Raw genomic sequence first — 26478 nt, 5'->3', positions numbered from 1 at the left:
TATTAAAAAGATTAAGCAGTACCGCCTACGGTGATCTTATCAAGCTTCAACGTAGGTTGACCCACACCAACAGGGAGGCTTTGTCCTTCTTTACCACAAACGCCGACGCCTTTATCTAAAGCGAGATCATTACCCACCATAGAGACCTGTTGCATCGCTTCAATACCTGAACCAATCAGAGTTGCCCCTTTAATTGGTTTTGTTATTTTTCCATTCTCGATTAAATAAGCTTCAGAGGTTGAGAAAACAAATTTACCCGATGTGATATCAACCTGACCGCCACCAAAGTTTGGTGCGTAAATACCGCGATCAACGCTGGCAATAATTTCTTCAGGAGAAGATTTACCAGCTAACATATAGGTGTTTGTCATACGAGGCATAGGAAGATGCGCATAAGACTCACGACGACCATTTCCTGTTGGTGCAACACCCATTAAACGCGCATTCATCTTATCTTGCATATAGCCTTTTAAGATGCCGTTTTCGATTAAGACATTGTATTGACCCGGAACACCTTCATCGTCGATAGCAACAGAGCCTCGACGGCCTTCAAGAGTACCATCATCAACAATCGTACAAAGCTCGGAAGTGACTTTCTCACCAAGGCGACCAGAAAATACAGAAGTTTCACGGCGGTTGAAATCACCTTCTAAACCATGACCCACAGCTTCATGCAATAATACACCCGGCCATCCTGCGCCTAATACCACAGGCATTGTTCCAGCGGGCGCTGCAATCGCTGATAAATTCACTAATGCCATACGTACTGCTTCACGAGCATAAGTAACTGCATGGCTTTCACCATCTGCTTTAGTTAAGAAATAGTCATAACCAAAGCGACCACCGCCACCACTTGCGCCACGCTCACGTTTGCCATCTTCTTCCACCAGCACACTGACAGAAAGGCGAACTAAAGGACGTACATCAGCGGCTAACGTACCATCGGTTGCTGCAACCAACACATGCTCATAAACACCCGTTAATGACGCATTAACTTGTTTAACGCGTTTATCTTCAGCACGAGCGGCTTTATCTACCTCATGCAATAATGCAATTTTCTCTTCACGAGAGAGGCTTTGCAGAGGATCATTTAAGCTGTATAGCGGAGAATGTTGAATAGCACCTAAAGTATGGATACGACCATTACCTTTAGCCTGAACAATACTTCGTGCAGCATGAGCACTTTGGTTAAGTGCGTTAAGCGTTAGTTGGTCAGCATAAGCAAAACCGGTTTTTTCACCATAAATTGCTCTAACGCCAACACCTTGATCAATATTGTAAGAGCCATCTTTAATGATCTGATCATCGAGGATCCAAGCCTCGTGATAACTTGACTGAAAATAAAGATCACCATAATCAATTTGACGCTGTGCAAGCTGCTCTAGTGTTGATGCTAAATCATCTAAACTAAGTTTGTTTGCTTCCAACAGACTTTCGCTGACAACAGCTAAACTCATAATTCTTCTTTATCCTTAACTTTTTTGATTAAGTGGGTCAGTTTCGGGCGAAAACGGTTATGTTTTACAACTCGGATCTGTTCACGCATACCGTGTAAACTTTCGACGCCAACATTCAGCGTTAGTGCACTGACAGCATCTGGGTTCTTTTTCAAGACTTTACCCCAACCATCAATCGCCATGGTATGGCCCCAAGTCCGGCGCGTATCATGTGTACCCACTTGTGCTGGCGCTAAGATAATACACTGATTTTCAATGGCACGAGCACGTAATAAAGGTTCCCAGTGTGCTTTTCCTGTTAAACGGGTAAAAGCAGCTGGCACAGAGATTATCTCTGCTCCTTTTTCTCTTAATGCTTGGAAAATACCCGGGAAGCGTAAGTCATAACAAATAGTTAAACCTAATTTTCCAACGGGAGTATCAACGACGGTTAGGCGCTCACCGCGTTGATAAATAGAAGACTCGTTATATTCGCCTTGCTCATCATCAATACTGACATCAAACATATGGATTTTGTCATAACGAGCGCGAATAACACCTTCATCATCAAACACCAAACTACTGCTGGTAATTTGATCTGGAGAGTCTCGACTAATCAATGGCATAGAACCGACTAAGATCCATACTTTGTAACGCTGAGCCATTTTAGCGATAGCATTTTGTAAAGGCCCATCGCCCTGAATTTCAGCGTGTTTATGGTAATCTTTAGAGTTTGAAAAAAGTAACGCATTCTCAGGTGTTAATACAAGCTTCACTGAATCGGGTAATTGCTTAATCTGTTGCTCAATTTGCGCTAGATTATTTTTTGTGTTTTTACCGCTACAAAGTTGCAAAAGTGCGACATTAACTTTTTTCATAACGCCTGATTCTCCTTAAGCTGACGCAGTACTTCGTCAATTTTGGGTTGTTCCATAGTTCCGGTCACATGATAACGGATAACTGAAATCTTACTCCAAAGTGGCCCCAGAACCTTTGATGCCGCAAACACTGCGGCGCCTGCAATTGGGTTTATAGCGAATGCAGTAGCAACACCGACTGTTGCTGAAATCTCTGGCGTTACCACAACTTGTAGGTCCATTTTACGTTCAAGTAAATCAACTTTCCCACTGATTGCAATATCGGCAATAACACCATCAACTCGGACACTATCAGCATTCATAATACCTTGATTAATCGTAATTTCACTCTTAATCGAGTCATACTCAAAATGCTCGCTGAAAGTATCTCTAAAATCAAACTGTAATTTACGTAAAAGTGCATCGAAACTCACAAGGCGAAGTAACTTACCGGCTTGTCCGACATTCACTTCTTCTATCCGCCCTTTACCTAAAGTCGATTTGATATCGCCATTTAAGGTCGCAAGATCAAAACTCCACGGCGTATTATGCCATTGTAATGAAAAATCAGCAGAAAGAGGAGATTGCAAAATAGGAACGATATAACCAAAGTAAGCTGCCATTTCATCAATTTCATCTGCTTTTAGCTTACCTTGTAGCTTTGTAGTGTTGTTTCCTGCGATATCGTCCGACCATTCGCCATTAACATGTAGCTCACCGCTACTATTTACTAATTTACCGTTAGTTAAAAGCAATGTGCCATTACTCTGCTTTAATGAACCTTGAATTTGTCCTAAAAGTAGACCATTTACCCAACATTCTCGACATTCAAAATCAATAGAAGGGATATTTTTTACAGAAAATTTCAATACATTAGGATCAGTAGTGTTCGCCATTTTTAACGTTTTTTCTTCTTGGGTAGAAGAGACACCATTAAAATAGAGATAATTAATATTCACTTGCCAAGGTGTTGATGCTTCAGGAATAAACACATCACCTCGTAATTCATTTCCTGAAAATGCAAATTTTACACCCTCACGAATGCGCATAATTTCAGTTTGAGGATCACGCCATTTTTGCCCTGCAAAATTTAAATCAGGCAAACTGATATGCACATTATCAGGAAAAGTGACTTCATTTTCAGACGGCGTTAAAGACGAAAAAGCCATTAATGTTGGCAACCATTTATCACCTTCTAATCCTTTAAGGGCAATAGTTAAGCGTTGTTGTGAACTCAATTCTGGCAATTTAAGAGAAGAAGAAACAAGGTTACCTTGTAATAATCGTAACTGTTTTCCTAATGCCCACTGACTATTTAGCTTCCACTGTTTCTCAGCACTTGCATTCACGCTTAAGGTTTCACTGTTACCCTTTGCAGAAATAACAATAGGCGGTGAATTTTTTAAATCTAGGGTTTCAGGCGCGGTTAATTTGCTACTTAATGCATTGATATTTCCGGTTAAATCGACTTGATAATCGACATCGCCTTTTTCGGGGATCTTAACATTAACCTTGCCACTCCAAGGAAATACACCACTAAATTTCTGTTGAATATCGCTAGGCAATCCTTGAATTTTTTGAATATCCCATTGCCCTTTCAAGCCGACATCAACCTGATAATTATCCGTATCATTGTGACTTGTAAATGAGAAAGCGAGAGGCTGCCCAAACCAATTAGCCGTTAATGTATCACTCTCAAGTTTGTCATTGTGATAACGAAATTGTCCGCTGACACCCTTTAAGGTGGTATCCATAAAATTCAATGTGACATCATTATTTTTTAAATTAATATCACCCGAAGCAACCACATCTTCACCACCAAAAGGAATATCTAATTTCAATGTACCATTGATTTTCCCTGCGACTTTAAGCTCTTCAAGTGTATGGCCAATACTCGCCATTTGAGAATCTAAGAAATACTCTTTCAGCTCGTCACCTGTGGCTTGAATATCTGCATTAATTAAGATCTTTTCTTGTCGATAGCTCTCAATCACCGCACTTAAATTTGTGGCAGTGGCTTTACCCACTTTCGCTTGTGCAGAAGACATCCATAGCCCATCATTTTTAAAATCTAAATTAATATCTAGATCGAATAATGCTGGCCATTCGCTATCAAATTTAAAGGTGGCGTGTTTGACAGGGGCATAAACTTGGAACCACCCTTTGTGATTATCAAAAGGAAAATCGGTGGGATCACCATGAAAAATAAAGGTTCCATTATCGATATTACCCGCAATAATCGCCTCTGAGAGGTATTGTGTCAGCTCTTTACCAACATACTCTTCTGGCAAATAACGCCATGCATCTCCTGCATTTGTCACTCTTACACCTGAGAGTATAGAAAGGCGCTGATCTTCACCTTGTTTCTCATAACGAAAATCACCCGCAACCCATGCTGATGTAGCTTGAACATCTAATCCTTCACTCCAAAGAGATAAGTCATCTCCAGAATAAGTCCAATAAACTGCGCCTTTCCCTTTCTCAATATTCAGTGGTGCTTTAAACAATTCGCCAGTATCTATTTCGCTGTTTGCTAGAGTGAAATTAAGCTCACCGCGTTGCATACTGCCTTTTAATTGCCCACTGAAATGTTGCACGGAAGGGATCTCTTGCCAACGCTTCCAACCCACATTTTCCCAAGAGAGATTAATCGCGCTTTGCTCGAAATGCTCAGGAGTGAGATCTAATGCAAAATCATTAACTACCCCAGAGAATTGGCGATACTGCCATTGACGAACAAAATCAGGTGTTAAAAAAGAGAATAATGGCAATACAGCATATAGCCTATCTAACTCAATATTTTTGGCACGAATACGCCATGCTTCGTCATGTTGTTTTTCTTTTGGTTGATAAAGAACTGCTAAATAACCATCAGGCCACTCTTCACCATCCATTATAATTTTTCGAGTATAAGGAATATCTGCAAGCCAACCATTTTCTTGCCTTCTCATCCGCAATATTAAGTCTTCAACTTTTAATGCATGCGAGGTTCCATCACTACTCCAGTCCATTTCACCTTGATGAATTTGCAACTGACTTCCCGTAATACGTCCTTGAGTAATTTCAATCCAGTTAGATAAACTCGCTTTAGCTTCGCCTACCCCACTATTATTTTTTACCCACTGACTAAGCCAAGGTGAGATATCAATATCATCTGCGGTAAGAAATACCTTACCGTTATCGATTAAACCGTTCTCTGTGGTATAGAGATCAAGACGTACCTTTAAGCCACCATAATGATTAATCGGTGTATCAAGAGTGACTTCGCCTTGAGCACGATGACGATTTTTTTGATTTAACCACATCAATTCAGGCACATGTAATGTACTGGTGTCTCCTGAAGGAGTTAAAAAAACAAAACGGCTTTCAATCAGTTTAAAGCGATCAAACTGTTCAAGGAAAATGGCAGAAATATCATCAGGTTTAGTTAACGTTATATCCCCACTTTGCCCAGTAAAAATAGGACTATGGTAATTAACATATAACTGTTCAAAGGTCAGTTCACGAAAATGAAGGCGAAAAGCGAATAATGAACGCCAAACGTCAAAAGAAAAAGTCACTTTTTCTGCCGTAACGTTCACATCTTTATTGGTAATATTCAGCCCTTCAACTTGAATATCAGGACCAAAATTTTGCCACTCTCCCACGATCTTTGTCATGGAGACAGGGCTATTGAGTTGCTTCGTAAGATACGATTCTATTTCAGAACGATAACTATCTAAGCGAGGCAGAAAGTAGCGAAATCCGCTTAATACCAAGGCAAAAACGATGAGGCAAAAAACTGTTATCACTAACAGGTATTTAGGCAGCCGCTTCATTTTTGTCTCCTTTCTGCCATCATATTCATTAGGAAGGCGAATCCATTACATCATCACCACATCAAATTGCTCCTGACTATAGAGTAGCTCAGTTTGCACTTTCACTTGTTTACCGACAAAAATTTCAACCTCTGCTAATGCATGTGACTCATCGCCTTTTAATGTGTCTGCCACTGCTGAAGAGGCGTAAACCAAGAAGCGATCTGCATCAATCGTTTTATGCACGCGCACTATTTCACGTAAAATCTCATAACAAACCGTTTCAACTGATTTTACCGTACCTCGCCCTTGGCAAGTTGGGCAGTCATCACAAAGAACATGTTCGAGACTTTCTCGAGTTCTTTTACGAGTCATTTCCACTAAGCCAAGTTGAGAGAAGCCATTAATCGTTGTTTTCACTCTATCTTTACTTAGTGCTTGTTCAAGTGATGCCAATACTCTGCGTTTATGTTCATCATTATTCATATCAATAAAGTCAATAATGATGATACCGCCTAAATTACGTAACCGTAATTGACGAGCAATGGCTTGGCTTGCTTCAATATTAGTATTAAAAATCGTTTCTTCTAAATTTCTATGACCAACAAATGCCCCTGTATTGATATCAATAGTGGTCATTGCTTCAGTTTGATCGATAATTAAATAACCACCTGATTTCAATTCAACTTTGCGCTCTAAAGCCCGTTGAATTTCACTTTCCACACCATAGAGATCAAAAATAGGCTGATTGCCTTGGTGTAATTCAAGTTTAGCGGTCAATTCAGGAATATATTCACCAATAAATTCCTGTAATTGATTGTAGGTTAATTTAGAATCAACTCGTATGCTATCTAATTCAGAACCTGCGAAATCACGTAAAATACGCTGCGCTAAAGCCAGTTCGCCATAAATTTGAATGCGAGTTTTATTTCTTTTCTTACGCTCAATGATTTTATTCCATAAGCGTTTAAGAAAAGCGGCATCTTGCTTAATTTCATTCTCGCCAACACCTTCAGCGGCTGTACGAATAATAAAACCGCCATTTTCATCGCAATACTCTTCAACGAGTTGTTTTAAGCGCTCACGCTCTTCTTCACTGTCAATTCGCTGAGAAACGCCCACATGAGATGCGCCAGGCATAAAGACCAAATAACGAGAAGGCAATGTAATATCAGTGGTAAGGCGAGCGCCTTTGGTTCCTAAAGGATCTTTAACCACTTGTACAATTAAGTCTTGTCCTTGATGCACCAGTTGTGCAATATCACGAACATTAAATTTTTTCTGCTCTTCACCCGCAATGCATTCGGTGTGAGGCATAATATCAGAAGCATGTAGAAAAGCGGCTTTATCCAGCCCGATGTCAATAAATGCAGCTTGCATCCCGGGTAATACGCGACTTACCCGACCTTTGTAGATGTTTCCGACGATACCTCGTTTTGCTTCTCTTTCGACATGAATTTCTTGAAGTATGCCTCCACGAATATAGGCAACACGAGTTTCAGATGGCGTCACATTCACTAATAACTCAGCTGTCATGAAATCTCCTTCTCATTAGCTAGAGACGAAAATTGAGCTATCAACGCTTCGGTTTCAACAAGAGGCAATCCGACAACAGCATGATAACTTCCCTCAATCCGTTGAACAAAACGGCCTCCTTTTCCTTGAATACCGTAAGCGCCAGCTTTATCCATTGGCTCTCCTGACTCAATATACGCGCTAATCTCACTCTCTGTCATCTCTCTAAAAGTGACGTGTGTGACGACTAATTGACTCAATGTACGTGTTCTATTAGAGATAGCAATTGCCGTCATCACTTGATGTGTTGCGCCTGAAAGTGAACGTAGGATTTGCGCGGCATGAGTTTTATCACGAGGCTTTTCAAGAATATGACCATCATGAACCACAATAGTATCAGAGCCTAAAACGGGATAATCATGAGGTGCTTGTCTTACACCTTCTTGTGATTTTTCTTTTGCCAAACGAAGAACATACTCTTCTGGCTTTTCACCTTGTTGCCAAATTTCATCAATTGCTGGCGTGATAATACTAAATTCAATATCTAATAACGCGAGAAGTTCACGTCTTCTTGGTGAGCTGGAAGCAAGGTAAAGCGTGGTCACAAATAATGTCCTCATGACGGTAACGCAAAAGTGACCGCCATGATCCAATAACTTAGTGAACTAAAAACTGGTGACGGATTTTGCGAAGCAAAAAATAAAGCCATGGCCAAAGAATACCACTGACTGGGCTATTCCAGAATACTTGAGGGTGAAAAGTCACAGGTGAAAGTAAAAATTCCGCCCAAAATACAGTAAGATCAACAACGACAACACTTAACATCACCACTAAGGCTTGTTGCCATAACGCTAAATTACAAAAAAGCTGATATTTAAAGGCGATGACATAACTCACTAAAGTATAAGCCAGTGCATTAACGCCTAAGGTCGTTCCTTGGACTAAGTCCATAATCATACCCAAGACAAATGCAGTTCCGACACTGACACGATGAGGAATCGCGGTTATCCAATAAATAAGAAACAGCATAGGCCAAATAGGTCGATACACTGCTAACTGTTCTGGCCATGGCATAATTTGTAAAACCAATGCGACAAGAAAAGAGAGCCAAACTACCCAACGCCCACGACTTTGATATGGATTCATCGTGTCTACCTACTTCTATTGGTATTTGCAGGTGTATTTGTTGCAGCAGGCGTTGTTGCTGGTGTCTCAGTTCCGTTAGTCCCTTCAGCCGTATTATCTAACGGCTCTTGAGACATAGAACGAGGAAGCGGTGGCCCTGCTTGTTCATAATTAGGTAAAACTTGAGGCATCAGTTGCATTAAACGCTCATTAGCAGCGTGATAAACCTCTGAAGGCAGAGGGGGCTCTCCCGTTTTATCTGATGCATTCCATAATAAAAGCAAATAGCGTAAACGTTGTAGCTCAGCTGATGGACGAACATTAATCACGGAATAAGCCCGTTGATTATCCACTTTAACGGAAGACACCACACCAACCGGATAACCTTCTGGGAAACGACCGCCCAATCCTGATGTCACTAAAACATCGCCTACACGAATATCAATATTGGCAGGTAATGCTTCTAACAATAAATCATCAGCACAACCCGCACCAGAAGCTATAACACGAATATCGTTACGTAAAACTTGTACTGGTAATGCATGAGAAGTGTCACATATTAATAGAACACGACTCGTAAGCTCACTTACGGCAATAACTTGTCCTACAACACCTTTATCACTAATAACAGGTTGTCCTTCATAGACGCCATCATTGGTTCCTTTATCAATAACCACTTGATCTCGATAAGGCGTACTATTACCAGACAGCACTTGTGTCACTGTCATTTGTTCATTTTGGCGCAGTGGTGAACCAAGTAATTCTCGTAAACGGGCATTCTCTTGCTTAAATTGTTCAAGTAATTGGCTTTCTCCGCTACGAACTAACAACTCTTTTCTTAACGCTTGATTCTCAAATTGTAAACGCTCACGCGTGGCAAATGTTTCTGAAATTTGATCAAGGAAACGGCGTGGGCCATTTGCAAGAAAATAGAAGGGACTAACAGCAGTATCAAGATACTGGCGGACTTTAGAAAATGCACCAATACGGTTATCAGCAATCAATAAAGAGATAGCGACAACCACGGCGATTATTAATCTTAGTTGCAGGGAAGGGCCCCGACTAAAAATTGGCTTCATAAACTCTAAGATCACTCACACGGAGAAGTAAAAGAACAGGCGTTAATATTCTCACCAAGGGGGAATCCATTCTCCCTTGTTAGAATTAATCTCAATCTTCGCTAAACAGATCGCCACCGTGCATATCGATCATTTCTAATGCTTTACCACCACCACGTGCAACACAAGTCAGTGGATCTTCAGCCACAATCACCGGAATACCTGTTTCTTCCATTAATAAACGGTCTAGGTTACGTAATAACGCACCACCACCGGTTAATACCATGCCGCGCTCTGAAATATCAGAAGCCAACTCTGGCGGGCATTGTTCTAATGCAACCATGACTGCACTTACAATACCTGTTAATGGTTCCTGTAAGGCTTCAAGAATTTCATTAGAGTTTAATGTAAAGCTACGAGGTACACCTTCTGCAAGGTTACGACCGCGAACTTCAATCTCATTGACTTCATCAGAAGGGTAAGCTGAACCAATATCGTGTTTGATACGTTCTGCGGTTGCTTCACCAATCAGTGAGCCGTAGTTACGACGCACATAGTTAATGATAGCTTCATCAAAACGGTCACCGCCGATACGAACAGAAGAAGAGTAAACGACACCGTTTAATGAGATCACGGCAACTTCTGTTGTACCACCACCAATATCAACCACCATTGAGCCTGTTGCTTCAGAAACAGGTAAACCTGCACCGATTGCCGCAGACATAGGTTCTTCAATTAAGAACACCTCGCGAGCACCTGCACTTAATGCTGATTCACGGATAGCTCTGCGTTCTACTTGAGTTGCCCCTACTGGTACACAGACTAATACACGAGGACTTGGACGCATAAAGCTATTGTTATGAACCTGTTTTATGAAGTGCTGAAGCATTTTTTCGGTTACATAAAAATCAGCAATCACACCGTCTTTCATTGGACGGATAGCAGCGATATTCCCAGGTGTACGCCCTAACATCTGTTTGGCTTCATGCCCTACAGCTGCAACACTTTTTGATGTGCCAGCGCGATCTTGACGAATAGCGACAACGGAGGGTTCATCGAGAACAATACCCTGTCCTTTGACATAAATAAGGGTATTGGCGGTACCCAAGTCAATAGACAAATCGTTGGAAAACATGCCACGAAATTTTTTAAACATACGAAAGGATAATCCTGCAAGCCGGGACGGAAAAATCCGTCTACTCTATCAACCACAATAAGCAGCGACAAGGCGCGATTCACTACTTAAATTAAAGTGGACACGTAAATAATCATAAAGGCACAATATTCTACGTTACTTTTCCCAATTGGAGCAGAAAAAAACTGCATAAAAATGGGCTAATTAGAACGATTAACGCATAATTTCGATCCTACGCTGTTCATATTTAAGTTATGTAACAATACAAACAACGTTCACATCAATAAAGAAAAATCTCACTTCGTTGCCAAACTGTGACTCAAAAGTCTCGTTGCAAGTTCAAATAAAATTTATTCATTTGAATAAACACAATCACTCTATTGATATTAAATGGTGTTTCACCGGCAAAATTTGACTGAGATAACAACCAGAGTACCTACCTCGAATACTTCTAAGGCAACACATTATCTTTATTTCGAGTAATAAAGAGAAATGCTAATTTTTATCCAATCGTAAACCATTAACGGTGTTATCTAATAACCAAGATATAAAACTCAGAATAATCTCTGCCCCAATAAACGTAGGACCCCCGTTTATACACTAAAAAAGGATTATTTGTCTCATTATTACAATAGATATTGTGCACAATCACGACGAGATCTAAAAAATCACCTATCATGACACAAATAGAAATCGATGAGGGGTCAAGATGAAAGCATTATTAGTAGAACAAAATGACAACAAACTCAGTGCCAGCATACAAAGTGTTGATGAAAAAACACTGCCTATTCATGAAGTTATTGTCGACATCCATTACTCAACGCTTAACTATAAAGATGGACTCGCGATCACAGGCAAAGGAAAAATCCTGCGCCAATTCCCAATGGTACCGGGAATCGATTTTTCAGGCGTTGTTCATCACACCGAAGATCCTCGCTTCCATATTGGTCAACATGTTTTATTAACTGGCTGGGGTGTAGGTGAAAACCACTGGGGTGGTCTTGCACAAAAAGCGGGGGTAAAAGGTGATTGGCTAACGGTAGTGCCAGAAGGACTCTCTTTAAAAAATGCCATGACAATTGGAACTGCGGGTTTTACTGCCATGCTTTGTGTAATGGCATTAGAACAAGGCGGTATCACACCTGAAAGTGGTGATATTTTAGTCACTGGAGCCAGCGGTGGTGTTGGAAGTACCGCCATTAGTTTGCTAACAGCATTAGGCTACCAAGTTACCGCATTAAGTGGCAGAGCGAGTAACCATGACTATTTACGCAAACTCGGTGCCAAAAATATTATCACTCGTGAAGAGTTTGAACCTGCAGGTAGAGCTTTAGATAAACAACGCTGGGCGGGTGCAATTGATACCGTAGGAGGGCAAATTCTTGCCAATATTCTGTCACAAACAAACTATAACGGAACCGTAGCGGCTTGTGGATTAGCAGGTGGTTTCTCTTTACCAACCACAGTCATGCCTTTTATTTTACGTAATGTTCGCTTACAGGGTGTCGATTCTGTTTATTTTCCAGCAGAAAAACGCGCTCAAGTTTGGCAACGTTTATTAAAATTACTGCCAGAAACGTTCTATCAACAAGCGACAACAGAAATTACGCTTGATGAGGTTCCTCGTTATGCCCAAATGATTATGGATAATCAGGTAACAGGTCGAACCTTAGTAAAGCTCTAATTTTCGGTTTTTATCTGCTTATTTCTGGCATTAACTCACCTTATTTAGTGCCAGAATAAGCTTCTTTGTGTGTGAAAGTGATATTAAATTGTGACACAGATCACATTTATGATATATATTGATGATTAGTCTCAAAGAAGCTCAGATTTCCAGTGACATCAATAAATAACGTAGTGTTATGATTATTTTTTAGACACCTGTTTATTTTGCTTTCTCGCGTTTACAATCTTGTAAAAACTTTTAACTTTTCATCAAAATAAACCCTTCATTCCCTGATTAGACCAGTATTTTGCTGTTATCTTCTGTGAAATGTCTATAATGTCGGACTTTGTGATATGTATCGTAGCATTGGATACAATAAAAGATGACAAAACGAAAAGCACAGGTTATTTTGTCATTTCGTTGACGAATTGACGGAGATAGAAGCATAATGTCGGAAAATTTTCATATTTTGCTCCTGAATGGTCCGAATCTAAACCTGCTTGGAACAAGAGAGCCGGAAACCTACGGACACTTAACTCTGGATGATATCGTTCAAAGTTTGTCAGCAGATGCTCAGGCATTAAATGTGAAACTCAGTCATTTTCAGTCTAACGCTGAATTTGAGCTGATAAATAAAATTCATGCAGCTCGGGGTAATGTCGATTATATATTAATCAACCCTGCAGCTTTCACGCATACCAGTGTTGCACTGCGTGATGCATTATTAGGGGTGAATATTCCATTTATTGAAATTCACCTGTCCAATGTCTACAGTCGGGAGCCTTTCCGTCACCATTCATATCTCTCTGATATCGCAACAGGCGTAATCTGTGGATTAGGTGCAGAAGGTTATCGGTTTGCTTTACAGGCAGCGGTCAGCCGCTTGTCTTAATAAAAAACATCAAAAAGAGTACGGAATCAACTCATGGATATTCGTAAAATTAAAAAACTGATCGAGCTAGTCGAAGAGTCTGGCATTTCTGAACTGGAAATCTCTGAAGGTGAAGAGTCAGTACGTATTAGTCGTAACTCTGGTCTTCAGGGTCAAATGGCTCCTCAGCAATATTTTGCGGCACCAGTGGCACCTCAACCTGCATTAGCAAATGCGGTTGCGCCTGTAGCGCCAGAAACACCAGCAGCTACACCAGCGCAAGAAATCAGCGGTCACGTTGTTCGTTCACCTATGGTCGGAACGTTCTACCGCTCACCAAGCCCTGAAGCTAAGAAATTTGTTGAAGTCGGTCAGCAAGTCAATGTAGGCGATACTCTGTGCATCGTTGAAGCAATGAAAATGATGAACCAGATTGAATCTGACAAAGCGGGTGTTGTTAAATCTATCCTTTGCCAAGACGGCGACAACGTTGAGTTTGACGCTCCACTCTTTGTTATCGAATAACGAGGCAGGTCCATGCTAGAAAAAATCCTCATTGCCAACCGTGGTGAGATAGCACTGCGTATCCTAAGAGCATGTAAAGAGCTTGGGATCAAAGCAGTCGCTGTACACTCCACGGCAGACCGTGATTTAAAACACGTTCTGCTGGCAGACGAGACTATCTGTATTGGTCCCGCTGCTTCAGCAAAAAGTTACCTAAATATCCCTGCAATTATTGCAGCGGCTGAGATCAGTGGCGCACAAGCCATTCATCCAGGATACGGTTTCCTGTCTGAAAATGCTGATTTCGCAGAGCAAGTTGAACGCTCAGGCTTTATTTTTATCGGTCCGAAAGCTGAAACCATCCGCCTAATGGGTGACAAAGTTTCTGCTATTGAAGCGATGAAAAAAGCAGGTGTTCCTTGTGTACCAGGATCAGACGGTCCTTTAGGTAACGATACTGCGAAAAATATTGAAATTGCTAAACGTATTGGCTACCCAGTTATCATCAAAGCCTCTGGTGGCGGTGGTGGACGCGGTATGCGTGTTGTTCGTTCTGAAAAAGATCTAGAACAATCCATTACAATGACGCGTGCGGAAGCAAAAGCGGCATTTAGCAACGACATGGTATACATGGAAAAATACCTTGAAAACCCACGCCATGTTGAAATTCAAGTTATGGCTGATGGTCAAGGTAATGCAATCTATTTGGCTGAACGTGATTGCTCAATGCAACGTCGTCACCAAAAAGTGGTTGAAGAAGCACCAGCACCGGGGATTACCCCTGAAATCCGTAAAAATATCGGCGAACGCTGTGCGAACGCATGTATTGAAATCGGCTATCGTGGTGCAGGTACATTCGAATTCTTGTATGAAAATGGTGAATTCTACTTTATTGAGATGAACACCCGTATTCAGGTTGAACATCCAGTAACAGAAATGATCACTGGCATCGACTTAATCAAAGAACAGTTACGCATTGCATCTGGCTTACCTTTATCAGTAACGCAAGATCAAGTTAACGTTCATGGTCATGCAATTGAATGTCGTATCAACGCAGAAGATCCAAAAACCTTCATGCCAAGCCCGGGTACAATCACTCGCTTCCACTCACCAGGTGGATTTGGCGTGCGTTGGGAATCGCATATTTACGCTGGTTATACTGTTCCACCTCACTATGATTCAATGATTGGTAAATTGATCACTTACGGTGAAACACGCGAAATCGCAATCTCTCGCATGAAGAATGCGCTGGCGGAACTTATCATTGATGGTATTAAAACCAATATTGAACTACACCAGTTCATTATGAATGATGAGCAATTCCAAAAAGGTGGTACCAACATTCACTACCTTGAAAAACGTTTAGGTTTAGCTGAGAAATAATCTTTCTCGCTTAACAAGAAAAGGCATAGTTTATTAACTATGCCTTTTTTATTGCAGATTTTCTAATGGGTATTTATTTAATAGGGAACCCTTTAAAAGGTTTTATTTCTCTAATACTAAAGCTGGTATTCATCTCTTTGATATTGCCAATTGCGCGCACTTTCATCATTGAAACGTTATGAAAATCTTCCATATCTTTAACGACCAGTTGCAACATATAGTCGTATCGCCCTGAGATATTATGACAAGAAATCACATTATCAATTTTCATTATTTCTTGTTCAAAATGCGCCATATTATCTTCAGAATGCAGATCTAACGTGATGTTCATAAATGCATAAAAATTAAACCCTAAATGCTTAGGTTCAATTATTGCTCGATAATTCTTTATCACTCCCTTTTCTAATGCCTTAAGTCGCTTCCAGCAAGCCGGTGGGGATAAAAAAACACGCTTAGCAATTTCCGCATTATTTAATCGCCCTTCTTCTTGTAACAACTTAAGGATCCCCATATCCGTTTTGTCAAGATCCATCCTATTTGCACCTCTGTGACATTAATCAAAATAACGTTTTTATCAAAGATAATTAATTTATAGCCCAATTTTATCGAATTTTATTAATAAATAAGTCTGTATTGCTTCCAATATGGAGAAATAATTAATCACACTAATTGCTAAAATCATCCTCGAAGTATCGTTATTCAGCTAATACAAAATGATTAGAAATCATGTTCCAAAAATAAACTTAACAAAACAAATACTATAAATTTTACTTTCACATGGGATTACATGTATGACCTTATTAGAACAAAAAGTTGATAGGGCCTCTCTCTCAAAAGAAGAATGGAAAAAATTAACTCGATTTGATAATACCGATATGGGGTGGATTATTATCAGTATCGGTATGGCAATTGGTGCAGGTATTGTTTTTTTACCCGTACAAGTTGGCTTAATTGGGTTATGGGTATTTCTACTCTCTTCTATTATTGGCTACCCTGCCATGTACCTCTTTCAACGCCTGTTTATCAATACCCTTGCCGACTCTAAAGAATGTAAAGACTACCCAAGTGTTATCGAAGGCTATCTTGGTAAAAACTGGGGAATGTTTTTAGGTTTACTTTATTTCTTAATGTTGGTGATATGGATTTTTGCTTATCCGACTGCACTTACCAATGATACCGCCTCTTATCTACACACCTTTGGTGTCACAGAAGGATTACTGTCAGAAAATCCATTCTATGGCCTAATTCTTATCTCATTTCTCGTATTAATTGCATCACGAAGCGAAGAGTTATTATTTAAAATCTCAAGCTTTATGGTGTTATCTAAATTATTGGTTGTGTTTGCGCTGGGTGTCATGATGATCAGCATGTGGGATCTATCGAAAAACATCGATACCTTCCCGCCTTTTAGCCTATTAATTAAAAACGCTATTATTACCCTACCTTTTACGCTTACTTCTATACTCTTTATTCAATCCCTTAGCCCAATGGTAATTTCTTATCGTGCTAAAAATAAGTCGATTGAAGTCGCTCGCTACAAAGCCCTAAGAGCCATGAATATCTCTTTCGGTACACTATTTTGTGTTGTCTTCTTCTATGCGGTTTCTTTTACTTTTGCCATTGGACATGATGAAGCGGTTAAAGCCTATGAACAGAATATTTCTGCACTAGCGATCGCAGCACAATTTATTGAGGGTGATGCGGCTAAATACGTGACTCCCGTCGGCGTGGCACTCAATATCTTTGCATTTATGACGGCATTCTTTGGGGTCTATCTTGGCTTTAAAGAAGCAGTACAAGGCTTAGTCATGAATGCTCTTACTCGTATTATTCCTGCAGAAAAAATCAATCAGAAAGTCCTCTCGCTCTGTATTGTCATTTTCACTGTCGTTATTGCGTGGGGAGCCATTGTTCTTAATCTTCCAGTATTGATGTTCACTTCAATATGTAGCCCTATTTTCGGGATTGTAGGTTGTCTTATTCCCGCTTATTTAGTTTACAAAGTACCTTCATTGCACCGCTATAAAGGTGGATCACTGTATTTAATTATTTTTACGGGCATCCTGCTTTGTATTTCTCCTTTCTTAAAATTTATTTAATTAAATTAGATGTATTAAAGGCTTAACCATGAAATATAACTTTGATGAAATTATAGATAGAAAAGATACCGATGCTTTAAATTATGATGGTTGGCGTCAGTATATTTTTAAAGCAGAAAAAGATGCACAATTTGCCTTCGCTGATAATGAGTTTATTAGAATGTGGGTTGCGGATATGGATTTCTCTACTCCTCCTGAAGTGCTTGATGCCATTAAAGCGCGCCTCGATAGAAAAATATTAGGTTATACCAAAGTGTATGATGACGAGTATTACCAAATATTTAAAGATTGGTGCCAAAGACATTATGATTGGGAAATTGATCCGCGTGAAATCGTATTATCACCGGGTATTATTCCTGCATTAAATCGCCTAGTGCCTTTATTAATAAAAGAAGATGAAAGTATCCTTATTCAAACACCTTCTTATACGCCATTTAAGCAAGCGGGAGATTATAATTTTCGCCAAGTGATCTACTCTGATTTATTAGAAAAAGACGGTGAGTATGCTGTCGACTTTGCCGATATGGAACGCAAAATTAAAGATAAATCACTTAATATTAAGCTCTTTATTTTATGTAATCCTCAAAACCCAACGGGTAAAGTATGGACTGAAGAAGAGCTAATTAAGATGGGGAAACTCTGTGTTGAAAATGATATTTGGATGATATCAGATGAAATACATTGTGATTTATTACGTAACGGTGTGACGCATACCCCTATTGCTAAACTTTTCCCTCATTATGAGAAAATTGTTACCTGCATGGCTCCAAGCAAGACATTTAATCTTGCAGGTAATCTGATGTCTCATATTTTTATTAAAGATGAAGAAGTAAAAAAAGAGTGGCTTCGTCTTTATGATGACTTTATTTCACCATTAAGTTTAGTTGCAACAAAAGCCGCTTATTCTCAATGTGATGAATGGTTAAAAGAACTAAGAAACTATCTCGATGATAACTTTAAATTAGTACAAGAATTTACTCAGACTCATTTTCCAAAAGCAAACTTTAAAATACCTGATTCAACCTATTTAGCATGGATTAATTTGGCAGATTATTTACCTAAAGATGTCGATAACCAACAGCTTTCACTCTATTTTGCTAATAAAACAGGCATTTTATTAGAAGGTGGAAATATGTTTGTAAGTAATGGCGATAACTATATTCGTATTAACCTTGCTTGTCCTCGTGCCATTATCAAAGAAGGTTTAGAAAGAATAAAAAATGCCCTTTAATTTTTAATTTATGAGATGAGTAAAACAAAGAAGAGCACCACGTTTGATTAATTTATTTCAGTGTCTGCTCTTCTTTTCTTCTATTTCCATTATCTTAAACACCCTATTTGTGGCGATTATTTCAACAGTTTATTTGTTGATTAATATACAAATCTATCTTTATTGTATTATTTTCTTAATAGAAAATAGTCACTAATCCTTTTAAAACAATAAGATAATCTATTTTTAATATCCCTTCGAGACTTTGTGATTAATTTTCACTGAATCAATACTCACTTTCCCGTACAATCCTCCCATTCATTTTTAACCCTATTAAGATTGGGAGAACAGATGGACAAACGTTTTGTTCAGGCCCACAAAGAAGCCCTTTGGGCCCTAATTTTAACTTTTATGTATTTGTTAGGTTGGTTAATTACCGCCTATTTACCTGATAACACACTAGGCATTACTGGTTTACCTCTTTGGTTTGAGCTTTCATGCTTATTCTTACCTGTTTTGTTTTTTCTATTGTGCTATCTGATGGTGCGCTACTTTTTCAAAGATATGCCGTTAGGAGATGAGCATGACGATGCAAACTGAGGTCATAGTGCCATTGATTGGCTACCTTCTGCTGGTCTTTCTGCTGTCGGCTTACGCATATCGTAAGCGCGAAAAAGGCGAGTTTCTTAACGAATATTTTCTTGGTAACCGCTCAATGGGTGGCTTCGTGCTAGCCATGACTATCACTGCCACTTATGTCAGTGCCAGCTCCTTTATTGGCGGGCCGGGTGCTGCCTATAAATACGGTATTGGTTGGGTATTACTTTCGATGATCCAACTTCCCGCTATTTGGCTCTCTCTGGGGGTTTTAGGGAAAAAGTTTGCCATTTTAGCGCGCCGTTATAATGCCGTTACCTTAAACGATATGCTCTATGCGCGTTACAAAAGCCGTTTTCTAGTCTGGTTTGCCAGTTTAAGCCTGTTAGTCGCTTTTGTCGGCGCAATGACAGTGCAATTTATTGGTGGAGCACGTTTATTAGAAACTGCGGCAGGTATTCCTTATGAATTCGGCTTGCTGATCTTTGGGATCTCCATTGCTCTGTACACTGCGATTGGTGGATTTAGAGCCAGTGTATTAAACGATGCCTTACAAGGCCTTGTGATGCTGCTTGGTACCTTTATTCTCCTGTTTGCCATTATCTATAAAGCAGGCGGATTAGATGTTGCAATACAAAAACTCAATGCAATCGATCCTGCATTAACATCTCCCCAAGGGGCGGATGGTATTTTAAGTGGCCCATTTATGGCTTCATTTTGGGTACTGGTCTGTTTTGGTGTTATTGGCTTGCCACATACTGCGGTACGTTGCATCTCTTACAAAGACAGTAAAGCCATGCATAAAGGGATCATCATTGGCACCATTGTGATGTCATTATTGATGTTTGGTATGCACTTTGCTGGCGCATTAGGTCGAGCGATCATTCCTGATCTAACTGTTCCTGATCAGGTTATTCCAACACTAATGGTTGAAGTCTTACCGCCTATTGCAGCAGGTATTTTTCTTGCGGCACCGATGGCGGCCATTATGTCGACGATTAATGCGCAACTGTTACAATCGTCAGCAACGTTGGTCAAAGATCTCTATCTCAATATCGCCCCACATGCGATCACGAATGAGAAACGTATCTCTCGTTTATCGAGCCTGTCGACCTTGATTTTAGGTGTGTTACTGCTGTTTGCCGCATGGAACCCACCATCGATGATTATTTGGCTTAACTTACTGGCTTTTGGTGGCCTACAAGCGGTTTTCTTATGGCCTTTAGTTCTTGGGCTTTATTGGGAAAAAGCCAACCGTTATGGCGCGATTGCGGGCATGATCACTGGTGCCACACTCTATGCCACCCTTGCGACATTTAATATCCAGATAGCTGGATTCCACCCCATTGTTCCATCACTGTTATTGAGCTTAGTTGCGTTTCTTGTGGCTAATCGATTTGGAGAGCATACTCTGCCCCAATCAGCATCATTACAGTGAATTCGTTTTTAAAGAGACTAATTATGCCTTGGATACAATTAAGACTTAATGCAACCGCCGCTAATGCAGAAGCTATTGGTGATGAACTGGTTGAAAGCGGTGCCGTTTCAGTGACTTTCCAAGATAGTCACGATACCCCTATTTTTGAACCTTTACCGGGTGAAACTCGTCTTTGGGGTGATACTGACGTTATCGGTTTATATGATGCAGAAACTGACATGAAAATCGTTGTGGCGATGTTAGAAAATACGCCATTACTCGGTCAAGGTTTCCTGCACAAAATTGAACAACTCGAAGATAAAGATTGGGAACGTGAGTGGATGGATAACTTCCACCCGATGCGTTTTGGCGAGCGTTTATGGATTTGCCCAAGCTGGCGTGAAGTACCTGATCCTAACGCCGTTAACGTCATGCTAGACCCTGGTCTTGCATTTGGTACAGGTACCCACCCTACCACCTCATTATGCCTTCAGTGGCTTGATGGTTTAGATTTAGTGGGTAAAACGGTTATCGACTTCGGTTGTGGCTCTGGCATTTTAGCTATTGCGGCATTAAAACTGGGTGCAGCAAAAGCGATTGGTATTGATATCGACCCTCAAGCTATCCAAGCAAGTCGTGATAATGCACAGCGTAATGGTGTTTCTGACGCACTCACACTGTATCTTGCAAAAGACCAGCCTGATAACCTCAGTGCTGATGTTGTAGTCGCCAATATTTTAGCAGGTCCATTGCGTGAACTGGCACCAGTTATCAGTACACTGCCTCGCCAAGGTGGGCATCTAGGTCTTTCAGGTGTGTTAGCGACACAAGCAGAAGGTGTAGCTGCTGCCTATGAAGGATTATTTAACTTAGATCCTGTTGCTGAAAAAGAAGAGTGGTGCCGTATTACCGGCGTGAAAAAATAACACTGAACAAATATTAACCAAAATGAGATGATCTCATTGCGTTAAAATTTCACTTAATTATTGTTTATCAGGCATTAATCACATTTTTGCCTGATAAACTCTACTTAGTTTCACTTGTTTATCAATTCTATATCATCAATTTTTAATTTTTTAAAAATACATAACATTATGTTTTTATTGATTAAATAATGAATTCATAAAAAATCAAGTGTAAAAAAGTAACTTTTTTTCGCGATTTGGTTAAACTTTGTCCTTTCATATCTGGCAAAAAATGCGTAATATACGCGCCCTTGCAGTCACAGTTTGGCCCTCTTTTCATCTATGCGAATCGGACAGTATCAGTTAAAAAATTGCCTTATCGCGGCTCCCATGGCTGGCGTTACAGACCGACCTTTTCGGTCGCTTTGCTATGATATGGGTGCGGGTATGACAGTTTCTGAAATGCTTTCTTCCAATCCTCAGGTTTGGCAGACAGACAAGTCTCGGTTACGAATGGTACATAGTGATGAATTGGGGATCCGCTCCGTACAAATTGCAGGAAGTGATCCCGTTGATATGGCGGCAGCTGCGAAAATAAACGCAGATAGTGGCGCTCAAATTATCGACATTAACATGGGTTGTCCTGCAAAAAAGGTGAATAAAAAGCTAGCCGGTTCAGCACTACTTCGTCATCCCGACCTTGTCGCAGAGATCCTCTCTGCTGTGGTTAACGCGGTAGATGTTCCTGTTACTCTCAAGATCCGTACTGGCTGGTCACCTGATGAACGTAACTGTGTAGAGATTGCCAAATTGGCTGAACGTTGTGGTATTCAGGCTCTCACTATTCATGGACGTACACGCGAGTGTTTGTTCAAAGGGGAAGCCGAATACGACAGCATTCGGACAGTTAAGCAGAGTGTTTCTATTCCCATTATTGCGAATGGAGACATAACAGACCCGCTAAAAGCCAGAGCAGTATTAGACTACACTGGAGCCGATGCTTTGATGATCGGTCGCGCTGCTCAGGGAAGACCCTGGATCTTTCGGGAAATCCAGCACTATCTGGACACAGGTGAACTGTTGCCCCCTCTGCCGATTGCAGAGGTACAACAAATAATGCAAAAGCATGTGCGTGAGTTGCACGACTTTTACGGTCAAGGCAAAGGAACTCGCATTGCACGCAAGCATGTCTCTTGGTATCTCAAGGAACATGCCCCTGATGACCAGTTTCGGCGCTCCTTCAACGCCATAGAGGATGCCAGCGAACAGCTGGAGGCGTTGGAAGCATATTTCGAAAATTTTTTGCGTAAATAAATAAAAGAGCTGACAGAACTATGTTCGAACAACGCGTAAATTCAGACGTACTAACAGTTGCCACCGTAAATTCACAAGATCAGGTGACCCAAAAACCTTTACGTGACTCAGTTAAACAAGCACTGAAGAACTATTTTGCTCAATTAAACGGTCAAGATGTTAATGACTTATATGAGCTAGTATTGGCTGAAGTTGAACAGCCATTGTTGGACATGGTAATGCAGTACACCCGTGGCAACCAAACGCGTGCAGCGCAAATGATGGGCATTAACCGCGGCACACTGCGTAAGAAACTGAAAAAATACGGCATGAACTGATCCTAGTCAGTTAAGTCTATTTTTATAAAAAGCCTTTTCTGGTTTTCCAGAAAAGGCTTTTTTGTTGCTTATTTTTCATACTTTCTCTATAAAGTTAATGTGCATGTTACCATATTTGGTAACATGACAGAATGTTACCAAATATGGTAACATTCTACTCAACCCACAAAATAATAAGAGACAAAAGATGAATAAAGACATCGTAAGTGTCATTACAGGCGATATCATTGATTCTAAAAATATCCCCACCCAAAACTATGACCTTATGCTCTACACTTTGGAGCAAACAGTTCAGCTACTCTCAGAACAGTTACCAATTAAATATGATCGATACCGTGGCGATTCTTTTCAGATTGTTTGCTTACAAGCAGAGGATGCTATCAAAGCCGCCATCGTCATCCAATTGGCACTAAAAACGTCAAATCTAGAAATCAGTGCTCGTCAAAGTATTGGCATCGGCAAAATTGACTCATTGCGTAATGATGTAAGAACTTCAATTGGTGAGGCCTTTATTTTATCTGGTGAAGGACTCGATAAAATTAAAGGTGAAATTTTGACAATATCGGCATCTAACTCAGATTTTCAACAAAACATTACCTTAGTCACTAAGTATTTAAATATACAACTCAAAGAAATTACTCGAGCACAAGCGCAAGTTTTACTTAAATACATGGTCAATAAAGATAAATCTCACTATGCTATCGCTGATGAATTAAAAAAATCGAGAAGTAATATTACTAGATTATTAAATGCTAGCCACTACCAGTTAATAGATGAATATATTCAATACTTTAATTATTTAATTAACAAGGCTTATTGATATGTATAATTTCGCACTTCTTATATCTCTCTATATTGCTCATATTGCTTTTGATTTTTATTTACAACCTAAAGCATGGATAGAGGCGCGAAATACTCTACATTACAAATCTAAAGAGCTTTACTTACACTCACTACTGCAAGGTGGGATAACCTTTACTATTCTCGTTTTAATGACAGAGATAAGTTTTGGTTCTATTTTCATTTACAGTGTTATTGTATTAATAACACACTATCTTTTCGATCTTGGAAAATCTTATACTGATAACTCTTTAAAATGGTTTATTACTGATCAAGCTCTTCATTTATTCGTAATTACCTTTTTATGGATAATCTTAATTGATCAAAATACTCAAATATTCCATGATCTTAGTTTTAAAAATATTAACTATAAATATTTGATTGTTATTCTTGCCTACATCATTATTTTAAAGCCGATTTCTATCCTTATTTATATGTTACTCAAGAAATGGACACCTGTTGCAGAAGAAGGCTCAACGCTCGTTTCTGCTGGCCAATCTATTGGTTACTTGGAAAGAATGCTTATTTTAACTTTCATTCTTTTAAACCAATTTGCAGCAATTGGTTTTTTACTAGCAGCTAAATCTATATTTAGATTTGGTGAGTTACAAAATGACCAAGATAAAAAACTAACAGAATATGTTATGTTAGGTACACTTATTAGCTTTAGCATCTCCATCCTTACTGGGCTTGCCACAACATACCTAGTAACTCAATTACCCATAGGCAAATAACCCATCAACTGTCTGAAATAAACGTTATATTCTCTGATGGAAACCCTGCCGGAAATGACTGGCAACATATTCGTTTTGATAACACACCTTCTAAAAATCCCGTCAGATTTTCTGCAATAAATTCTACTTCAGAGGCTCTGGATGGAATAATAGCCATTGTCCATAAATTGCTATTATTGGATGAAACAACCCAAAAAAGCGTATCTCCATTATCTGTCTCCCCAATAGGCAAAAGCCCATTATTTTTAGGGTACAGATGAAAAGTATAATAATCAGGATCGTCCTGTATTAATGAATCAAAATCCTTAAGGATTGCCTCTTTTTGCTGAAAGAAATTAAGATAGTCATTCTCACTAAATGGATTAAATAGCGTAATGAAATTGGCTATGTGTCCTGAACCATATTGCGTGACAAATTCAATATAGTCTTGAGGAAAGGTGTATCGATTATCAAGAAGAGGCCATTCCTTGTCTTCTCCTCGTTCTATTGAACATAGAGGTATTGGTAGCCACTGATTTAATGCTGTTAACATTCTATCCTCACTGATTTGATTTCCATTTTATCACTCAATTTATGGTATTTTATCTTTACCTTATTTTGATCATAACTTTGCTAATTTCTATCACTCTAGATACGTGATAAAAATGCGATACCAACAAGACGATAATAATGATAATACCTTCACATACCATTACATTTATTGATAGCGCTTACCCTAAACCTCATAACATTGAAGAATTTGTCTGGTCTGGGCGATTAGATAAACATGGCCAACTTTGGTTTGATCTGCATCTTAGAAGTGCCAGTTACTATTTAAGTGAAGGTGAGGATTATCTTGATGATATAGACGAAGATGAGTTAGATGACGAGGAAGAATATACCAGCCTCGTTGATTGGCAATCTAGAATTGTCTGGGATAATTATCATCGTTGCACTCTCTCTTCAACATTTTGGTCAGATGAAAAAGGCATTTTGCTGAGTTCAGGCGAAGTTCCTTTTGATTTTGACAATTTTATCACGCACCAATTTAATCTTGATACTGCCCCACAAATAAATCATTCTGACGATGACGATGAGGATGAGCCAACAGAAATCTCCGCATTCAGTATTTATTTATTAGGACATGATGAATGTAAAAATCATCAAATTCACTTCCAACGTCAACAAGATAACACTTATCACATTAATTGGAGTGGAAAAATCGCACTAACTTATGGGGGATTTGATGAGTTTATCCATCAATTTATTGCAAGATTAGAAAATATTTCTTTTGATGGTTTTTACTTCCCTAAATCATGGGATTTAGATAAAGCGACAGTTGAATTTAAAAAAGTACTTTCTCATTTTGAACACTATAAATTCACATCGATTAATCCTAAAAGCCAAATAAAACAATGGAAATTAAGTTATATAGGTGAAACTCAACCGTAAAATCACCTACTTCTAACACTGGCATCAATATTCTATTTAGATAAACATTCCTTTAATAACAGGCAATGTTTATCTTTATCAATTAGTTATAATTAGCATTATCTTTTATAAGATATACAGAGAATAATCAGTGATATAAAGTCATGACTCTCATTTTATCTCTGTTATGTTATTAAAATATTTATCACCTATAATTTTCAAATAATAAAAATTATATTTTATTTATATTAGATATTTATTACTTAAATCATGGTTTAAAAAATACGT

General features: G+C 39.4%; 24 protein-coding genes. 14 read left to right on the top strand and 10 right to left on the bottom strand.

Annotated features, from left to right (window positions below):
• Positions 1-11 precede the first annotated feature (11 nt).
• The 8 genes from tldD to mreB form a co-directional block, all read right to left on the bottom strand.
• Positions 12-1457 (bottom strand): metalloprotease TldD, encoded by a 1446-nt coding sequence (gene tldD, locus EHE21_RS02680; RefSeq protein ID WP_088493814.1) that lies wholly within the window; start codon positions 1455-1457, stop codon positions 12-14.
• The gene (gene nit1, locus EHE21_RS02675; protein WP_088493815.1) at positions 1454-2314 is read right to left on the bottom strand and encodes a deaminated glutathione amidase; all 861 of its coding nucleotides are present in this window, start codon (positions 2312-2314) and stop codon (positions 1454-1456) included. Before nit1 ends, tldD begins: the two co-directional genes overlap by 4 nt.
• Positions 2311-6111 carry an AsmA2 domain-containing protein YhdP gene (gene yhdP / locus EHE21_RS02670; RefSeq protein WP_194951777.1) on the bottom strand — a complete coding sequence of 1267 codons (3801 nt, stop codon included), beginning with the start codon at positions 6109-6111 and terminating at the stop codon, positions 2311-2313. Before yhdP ends, nit1 begins: the two co-directional genes overlap by 4 nt.
• A 45-nt stretch (positions 6112-6156) precedes the next feature.
• Positions 6157-7626: a ribonuclease G gene (gene rng / locus EHE21_RS02665; RefSeq protein WP_088493817.1), complete on the bottom strand. Its 1470-nt coding sequence runs from the start codon at positions 7624-7626 to the stop codon at positions 6157-6159.
• The gene (locus EHE21_RS02660) at positions 7623-8210 is read right to left on the bottom strand and encodes a Maf family protein (RefSeq protein WP_088493818.1); all 588 of its coding nucleotides are present in this window, start codon (positions 8208-8210) and stop codon (positions 7623-7625) included. The genes rng and EHE21_RS02660 overlap by 4 nt, the downstream gene beginning before the upstream one ends.
• A 52-nt stretch (positions 8211-8262) precedes the next feature.
• Complete coding sequence (gene mreD, locus EHE21_RS02655; protein ID WP_088493819.1) at positions 8263-8751, bottom strand: rod shape-determining protein MreD; 489 nt, start codon at positions 8749-8751, stop codon at positions 8263-8265.
• Positions 8752-8756: 5 nt separating this feature from the next.
• Positions 8757-9809, bottom strand: a complete 1053-nt coding sequence (gene mreC, locus EHE21_RS02650) for a rod shape-determining protein MreC (protein WP_194951776.1) — start codon at positions 9807-9809, stop codon at positions 8757-8759.
• A 91-nt stretch (positions 9810-9900) separates the two neighbouring features.
• Positions 9901-10944, bottom strand: coding sequence for a rod shape-determining protein MreB (mreB, locus tag EHE21_RS02645; RefSeq protein WP_023582893.1), 1044 nt, complete (start codon positions 10942-10944; stop codon positions 9901-9903).
• A gap of 688 nt (positions 10945-11632) precedes the next feature.
• Here mreB and EHE21_RS02640 point away from each other — a divergent pair.
• From EHE21_RS02640 to accC, 4 genes are all read left to right on the top strand, one after another.
• Positions 11633-12607 carry an MDR family oxidoreductase gene (locus EHE21_RS02640; protein ID WP_194951775.1) on the top strand — a complete coding sequence of 325 codons (975 nt, stop codon included), beginning with the start codon at positions 11633-11635 and terminating at the stop codon, positions 12605-12607.
• A gap of 430 nt (positions 12608-13037) precedes the next feature.
• On the top strand, positions 13038-13481 hold the full coding sequence (aroQ, locus tag EHE21_RS02635; RefSeq protein WP_006535378.1) for a type II 3-dehydroquinate dehydratase: 444 nt from the start codon (positions 13038-13040) through the stop codon (positions 13479-13481).
• A gap of 33 nt (positions 13482-13514) precedes the next feature.
• Positions 13515-13985, top strand: a complete 471-nt coding sequence (accB, locus tag EHE21_RS02630; protein ID WP_075671489.1) for an acetyl-CoA carboxylase biotin carboxyl carrier protein — start codon at positions 13515-13517, stop codon at positions 13983-13985.
• A gap of 12 nt (positions 13986-13997) precedes the next feature.
• Entirely contained in the window at positions 13998-15347 is a 1350-nt protein-coding gene (gene accC / locus EHE21_RS02625) for an acetyl-CoA carboxylase biotin carboxylase subunit (RefSeq protein ID WP_194951774.1), read from the top strand.
• A gap of 73 nt (positions 15348-15420) precedes the next feature.
• On the opposite strand, the gene EHE21_RS02620 is transcribed toward accC, so the two are convergent.
• A complete protein-coding gene (locus EHE21_RS02620) occupies positions 15421-15879 on the bottom strand; it encodes an Lrp/AsnC family transcriptional regulator (protein ID WP_194951773.1) in 459 nt (152 codons plus the stop codon).
• 343 nt (positions 15880-16222) lie between these two features.
• On the opposite strand from EHE21_RS02620, the gene EHE21_RS02615 reads away from it, so the two are divergent.
• The 9 genes from EHE21_RS02615 (at position 16223) to EHE21_RS02575 (ending at position 24780) form a co-directional block, all read left to right on the top strand.
• On the top strand, positions 16223-17446 hold the full coding sequence (locus tag EHE21_RS02615) for a hypothetical protein (RefSeq protein ID WP_416384068.1): 1224 nt from the start codon (positions 16223-16225) through the stop codon (positions 17444-17446).
• Positions 17447-17474: 28 nt separating this feature from the next.
• The gene (locus tag EHE21_RS02610; RefSeq protein WP_194951771.1) at positions 17475-18677 is read left to right on the top strand and encodes a MalY/PatB family protein; all 1203 of its coding nucleotides are present in this window, start codon (positions 17475-17477) and stop codon (positions 18675-18677) included.
• Between the two features lie 330 nt (positions 18678-19007).
• The gene (locus tag EHE21_RS02605; protein WP_023582900.1) at positions 19008-19256 is read left to right on the top strand and encodes a YhdT family protein; all 249 of its coding nucleotides are present in this window, start codon (positions 19008-19010) and stop codon (positions 19254-19256) included.
• Positions 19246-20691, top strand: coding sequence for a sodium/pantothenate symporter (gene panF / locus EHE21_RS02600; protein WP_165126761.1), 1446 nt, complete (start codon positions 19246-19248; stop codon positions 20689-20691). Before EHE21_RS02605 ends, panF begins: the two co-directional genes overlap by 11 nt.
• Before the next feature lie 23 nt (positions 20692-20714).
• Complete coding sequence (prmA, locus tag EHE21_RS02595; protein ID WP_088493827.1) at positions 20715-21596, top strand: 50S ribosomal protein L11 methyltransferase; 882 nt, start codon at positions 20715-20717, stop codon at positions 21594-21596.
• 321 nt (positions 21597-21917) lie between these two features.
• Positions 21918-22889, top strand: coding sequence for a tRNA dihydrouridine synthase DusB (gene dusB, locus EHE21_RS02590; protein ID WP_069368388.1), 972 nt, complete (start codon positions 21918-21920; stop codon positions 22887-22889).
• 20 nt (positions 22890-22909) lie between these two features.
• Positions 22910-23206 (top strand): DNA-binding transcriptional regulator Fis, encoded by a 297-nt coding sequence (fis, locus tag EHE21_RS02585; protein WP_004245342.1) that lies wholly within the window; start codon positions 22910-22912, stop codon positions 23204-23206.
• Between the two features lie 187 nt (positions 23207-23393).
• On the top strand, positions 23394-24026 hold the full coding sequence (locus EHE21_RS02580; protein ID WP_194951770.1) for a hypothetical protein: 633 nt from the start codon (positions 23394-23396) through the stop codon (positions 24024-24026).
• A 1-nt stretch (position 24027) separates the two neighbouring features.
• A complete protein-coding gene (locus EHE21_RS02575; protein ID WP_194951769.1) occupies positions 24028-24780 on the top strand; it encodes a DUF3307 domain-containing protein in 753 nt (250 codons plus the stop codon).
• A gap of 4 nt (positions 24781-24784) precedes the next feature.
• Here the strand turns inward: EHE21_RS02575 and EHE21_RS02570 are convergent, their stop codons facing one another.
• Positions 24785-25312 carry an SMI1/KNR4 family protein gene (locus EHE21_RS02570; RefSeq protein WP_194951768.1) on the bottom strand — a complete coding sequence of 176 codons (528 nt, stop codon included), beginning with the start codon at positions 25310-25312 and terminating at the stop codon, positions 24785-24787.
• 137 nt (positions 25313-25449) lie between these two features.
• On the opposite strand from EHE21_RS02570, the gene EHE21_RS02565 reads away from it, so the two are divergent.
• Positions 25450-26211 (top strand): hypothetical protein, encoded by a 762-nt coding sequence (locus EHE21_RS02565; protein ID WP_194951767.1) that lies wholly within the window; start codon positions 25450-25452, stop codon positions 26209-26211.
• Positions 26212-26478 lie beyond the last annotated feature (267 nt).

This window comes from Proteus sp. GOKU (assembly GCF_015475555.1).
Classification (GTDB): Bacteria; Pseudomonadota; Gammaproteobacteria; order Enterobacterales; family Enterobacteriaceae; genus Proteus; species Proteus mirabilis_B.
Note: the sequence above shows the minus strand (reverse complement) of the source record. Positions and strands in the feature narration are given on the sequence as shown.

Bases quoted from the DNA above. Each gene is read 5' to 3' on its own strand.
- dusB (WP_069368388.1), top strand. From the start codon at position 21,918: ATGCGAATCGGACAGTATCAGTTAAAAAATTGCCTTATCGCGGCTCCC.
- yhdP (WP_194951777.1), bottom strand. From the start codon at position 6,111: ATGAAGCGGCTGCCTAAATACCTGTTAGTGATAACAGTTTTTTGCCTC.
- EHE21_RS02575 (WP_194951769.1), top strand. From the start codon at position 24,028: ATGTATAATTTCGCACTTCTTATATCTCTCTATATTGCTCATATTGCT.
- aroQ (WP_006535378.1), top strand. From the start codon at position 13,038: ATGTCGGAAAATTTTCATATTTTGCTCCTGAATGGTCCGAATCTAAAC.
- EHE21_RS02615 (WP_416384068.1), top strand. From the start codon at position 16,223: ATGGGGTGGATTATTATCAGTATCGGTATGGCAATTGGTGCAGGTATT.
- EHE21_RS02580 (WP_194951770.1), top strand. From the start codon at position 23,394: ATGAATAAAGACATCGTAAGTGTCATTACAGGCGATATCATTGATTCT.
- fis (WP_004245342.1), top strand. From the start codon at position 22,910: ATGTTCGAACAACGCGTAAATTCAGACGTACTAACAGTTGCCACCGTA.
- accB (WP_075671489.1), top strand. From the start codon at position 13,515: ATGGATATTCGTAAAATTAAAAAACTGATCGAGCTAGTCGAAGAGTCT.
- mreB (WP_023582893.1), bottom strand. From the start codon at position 10,944: ATGTTTAAAAAATTTCGTGGCATGTTTTCCAACGATTTGTCTATTGAC.
- EHE21_RS02640 (WP_194951775.1), top strand. From the start codon at position 11,633: ATGAAAGCATTATTAGTAGAACAAAATGACAACAAACTCAGTGCCAGC.
- EHE21_RS02605 (WP_023582900.1), top strand. From the start codon at position 19,008: ATGGACAAACGTTTTGTTCAGGCCCACAAAGAAGCCCTTTGGGCCCTA.
- nit1 (WP_088493815.1), bottom strand. From the start codon at position 2,314: ATGAAAAAAGTTAATGTCGCACTTTTGCAACTTTGTAGCGGTAAAAAC.
- accC (WP_194951774.1), top strand. From the start codon at position 13,998: ATGCTAGAAAAAATCCTCATTGCCAACCGTGGTGAGATAGCACTGCGT.
- tldD (WP_088493814.1), bottom strand. From the start codon at position 1,457: ATGAGTTTAGCTGTTGTCAGCGAAAGTCTGTTGGAAGCAAACAAACTT.
- EHE21_RS02565 (WP_194951767.1), top strand. From the start codon at position 25,450: ATGATAATACCTTCACATACCATTACATTTATTGATAGCGCTTACCCT.
- EHE21_RS02620 (WP_194951773.1), bottom strand. From the start codon at position 15,879: ATGGATCTTGACAAAACGGATATGGGGATCCTTAAGTTGTTACAAGAA.
- EHE21_RS02570 (WP_194951768.1), bottom strand. From the start codon at position 25,312: ATGTTAACAGCATTAAATCAGTGGCTACCAATACCTCTATGTTCAATA.
- mreC (WP_194951776.1), bottom strand. From the start codon at position 9,809: ATGAAGCCAATTTTTAGTCGGGGCCCTTCCCTGCAACTAAGATTAATA.
- prmA (WP_088493827.1), top strand. From the start codon at position 20,715: ATGCCTTGGATACAATTAAGACTTAATGCAACCGCCGCTAATGCAGAA.
- EHE21_RS02610 (WP_194951771.1), top strand. From the start codon at position 17,475: ATGAAATATAACTTTGATGAAATTATAGATAGAAAAGATACCGATGCT.
- mreD (WP_088493819.1), bottom strand. From the start codon at position 8,751: ATGAATCCATATCAAAGTCGTGGGCGTTGGGTAGTTTGGCTCTCTTTT.
- panF (WP_165126761.1), top strand. From the start codon at position 19,246: ATGCAAACTGAGGTCATAGTGCCATTGATTGGCTACCTTCTGCTGGTC.
- rng (WP_088493817.1), bottom strand. From the start codon at position 7,626: ATGACAGCTGAGTTATTAGTGAATGTGACGCCATCTGAAACTCGTGTT.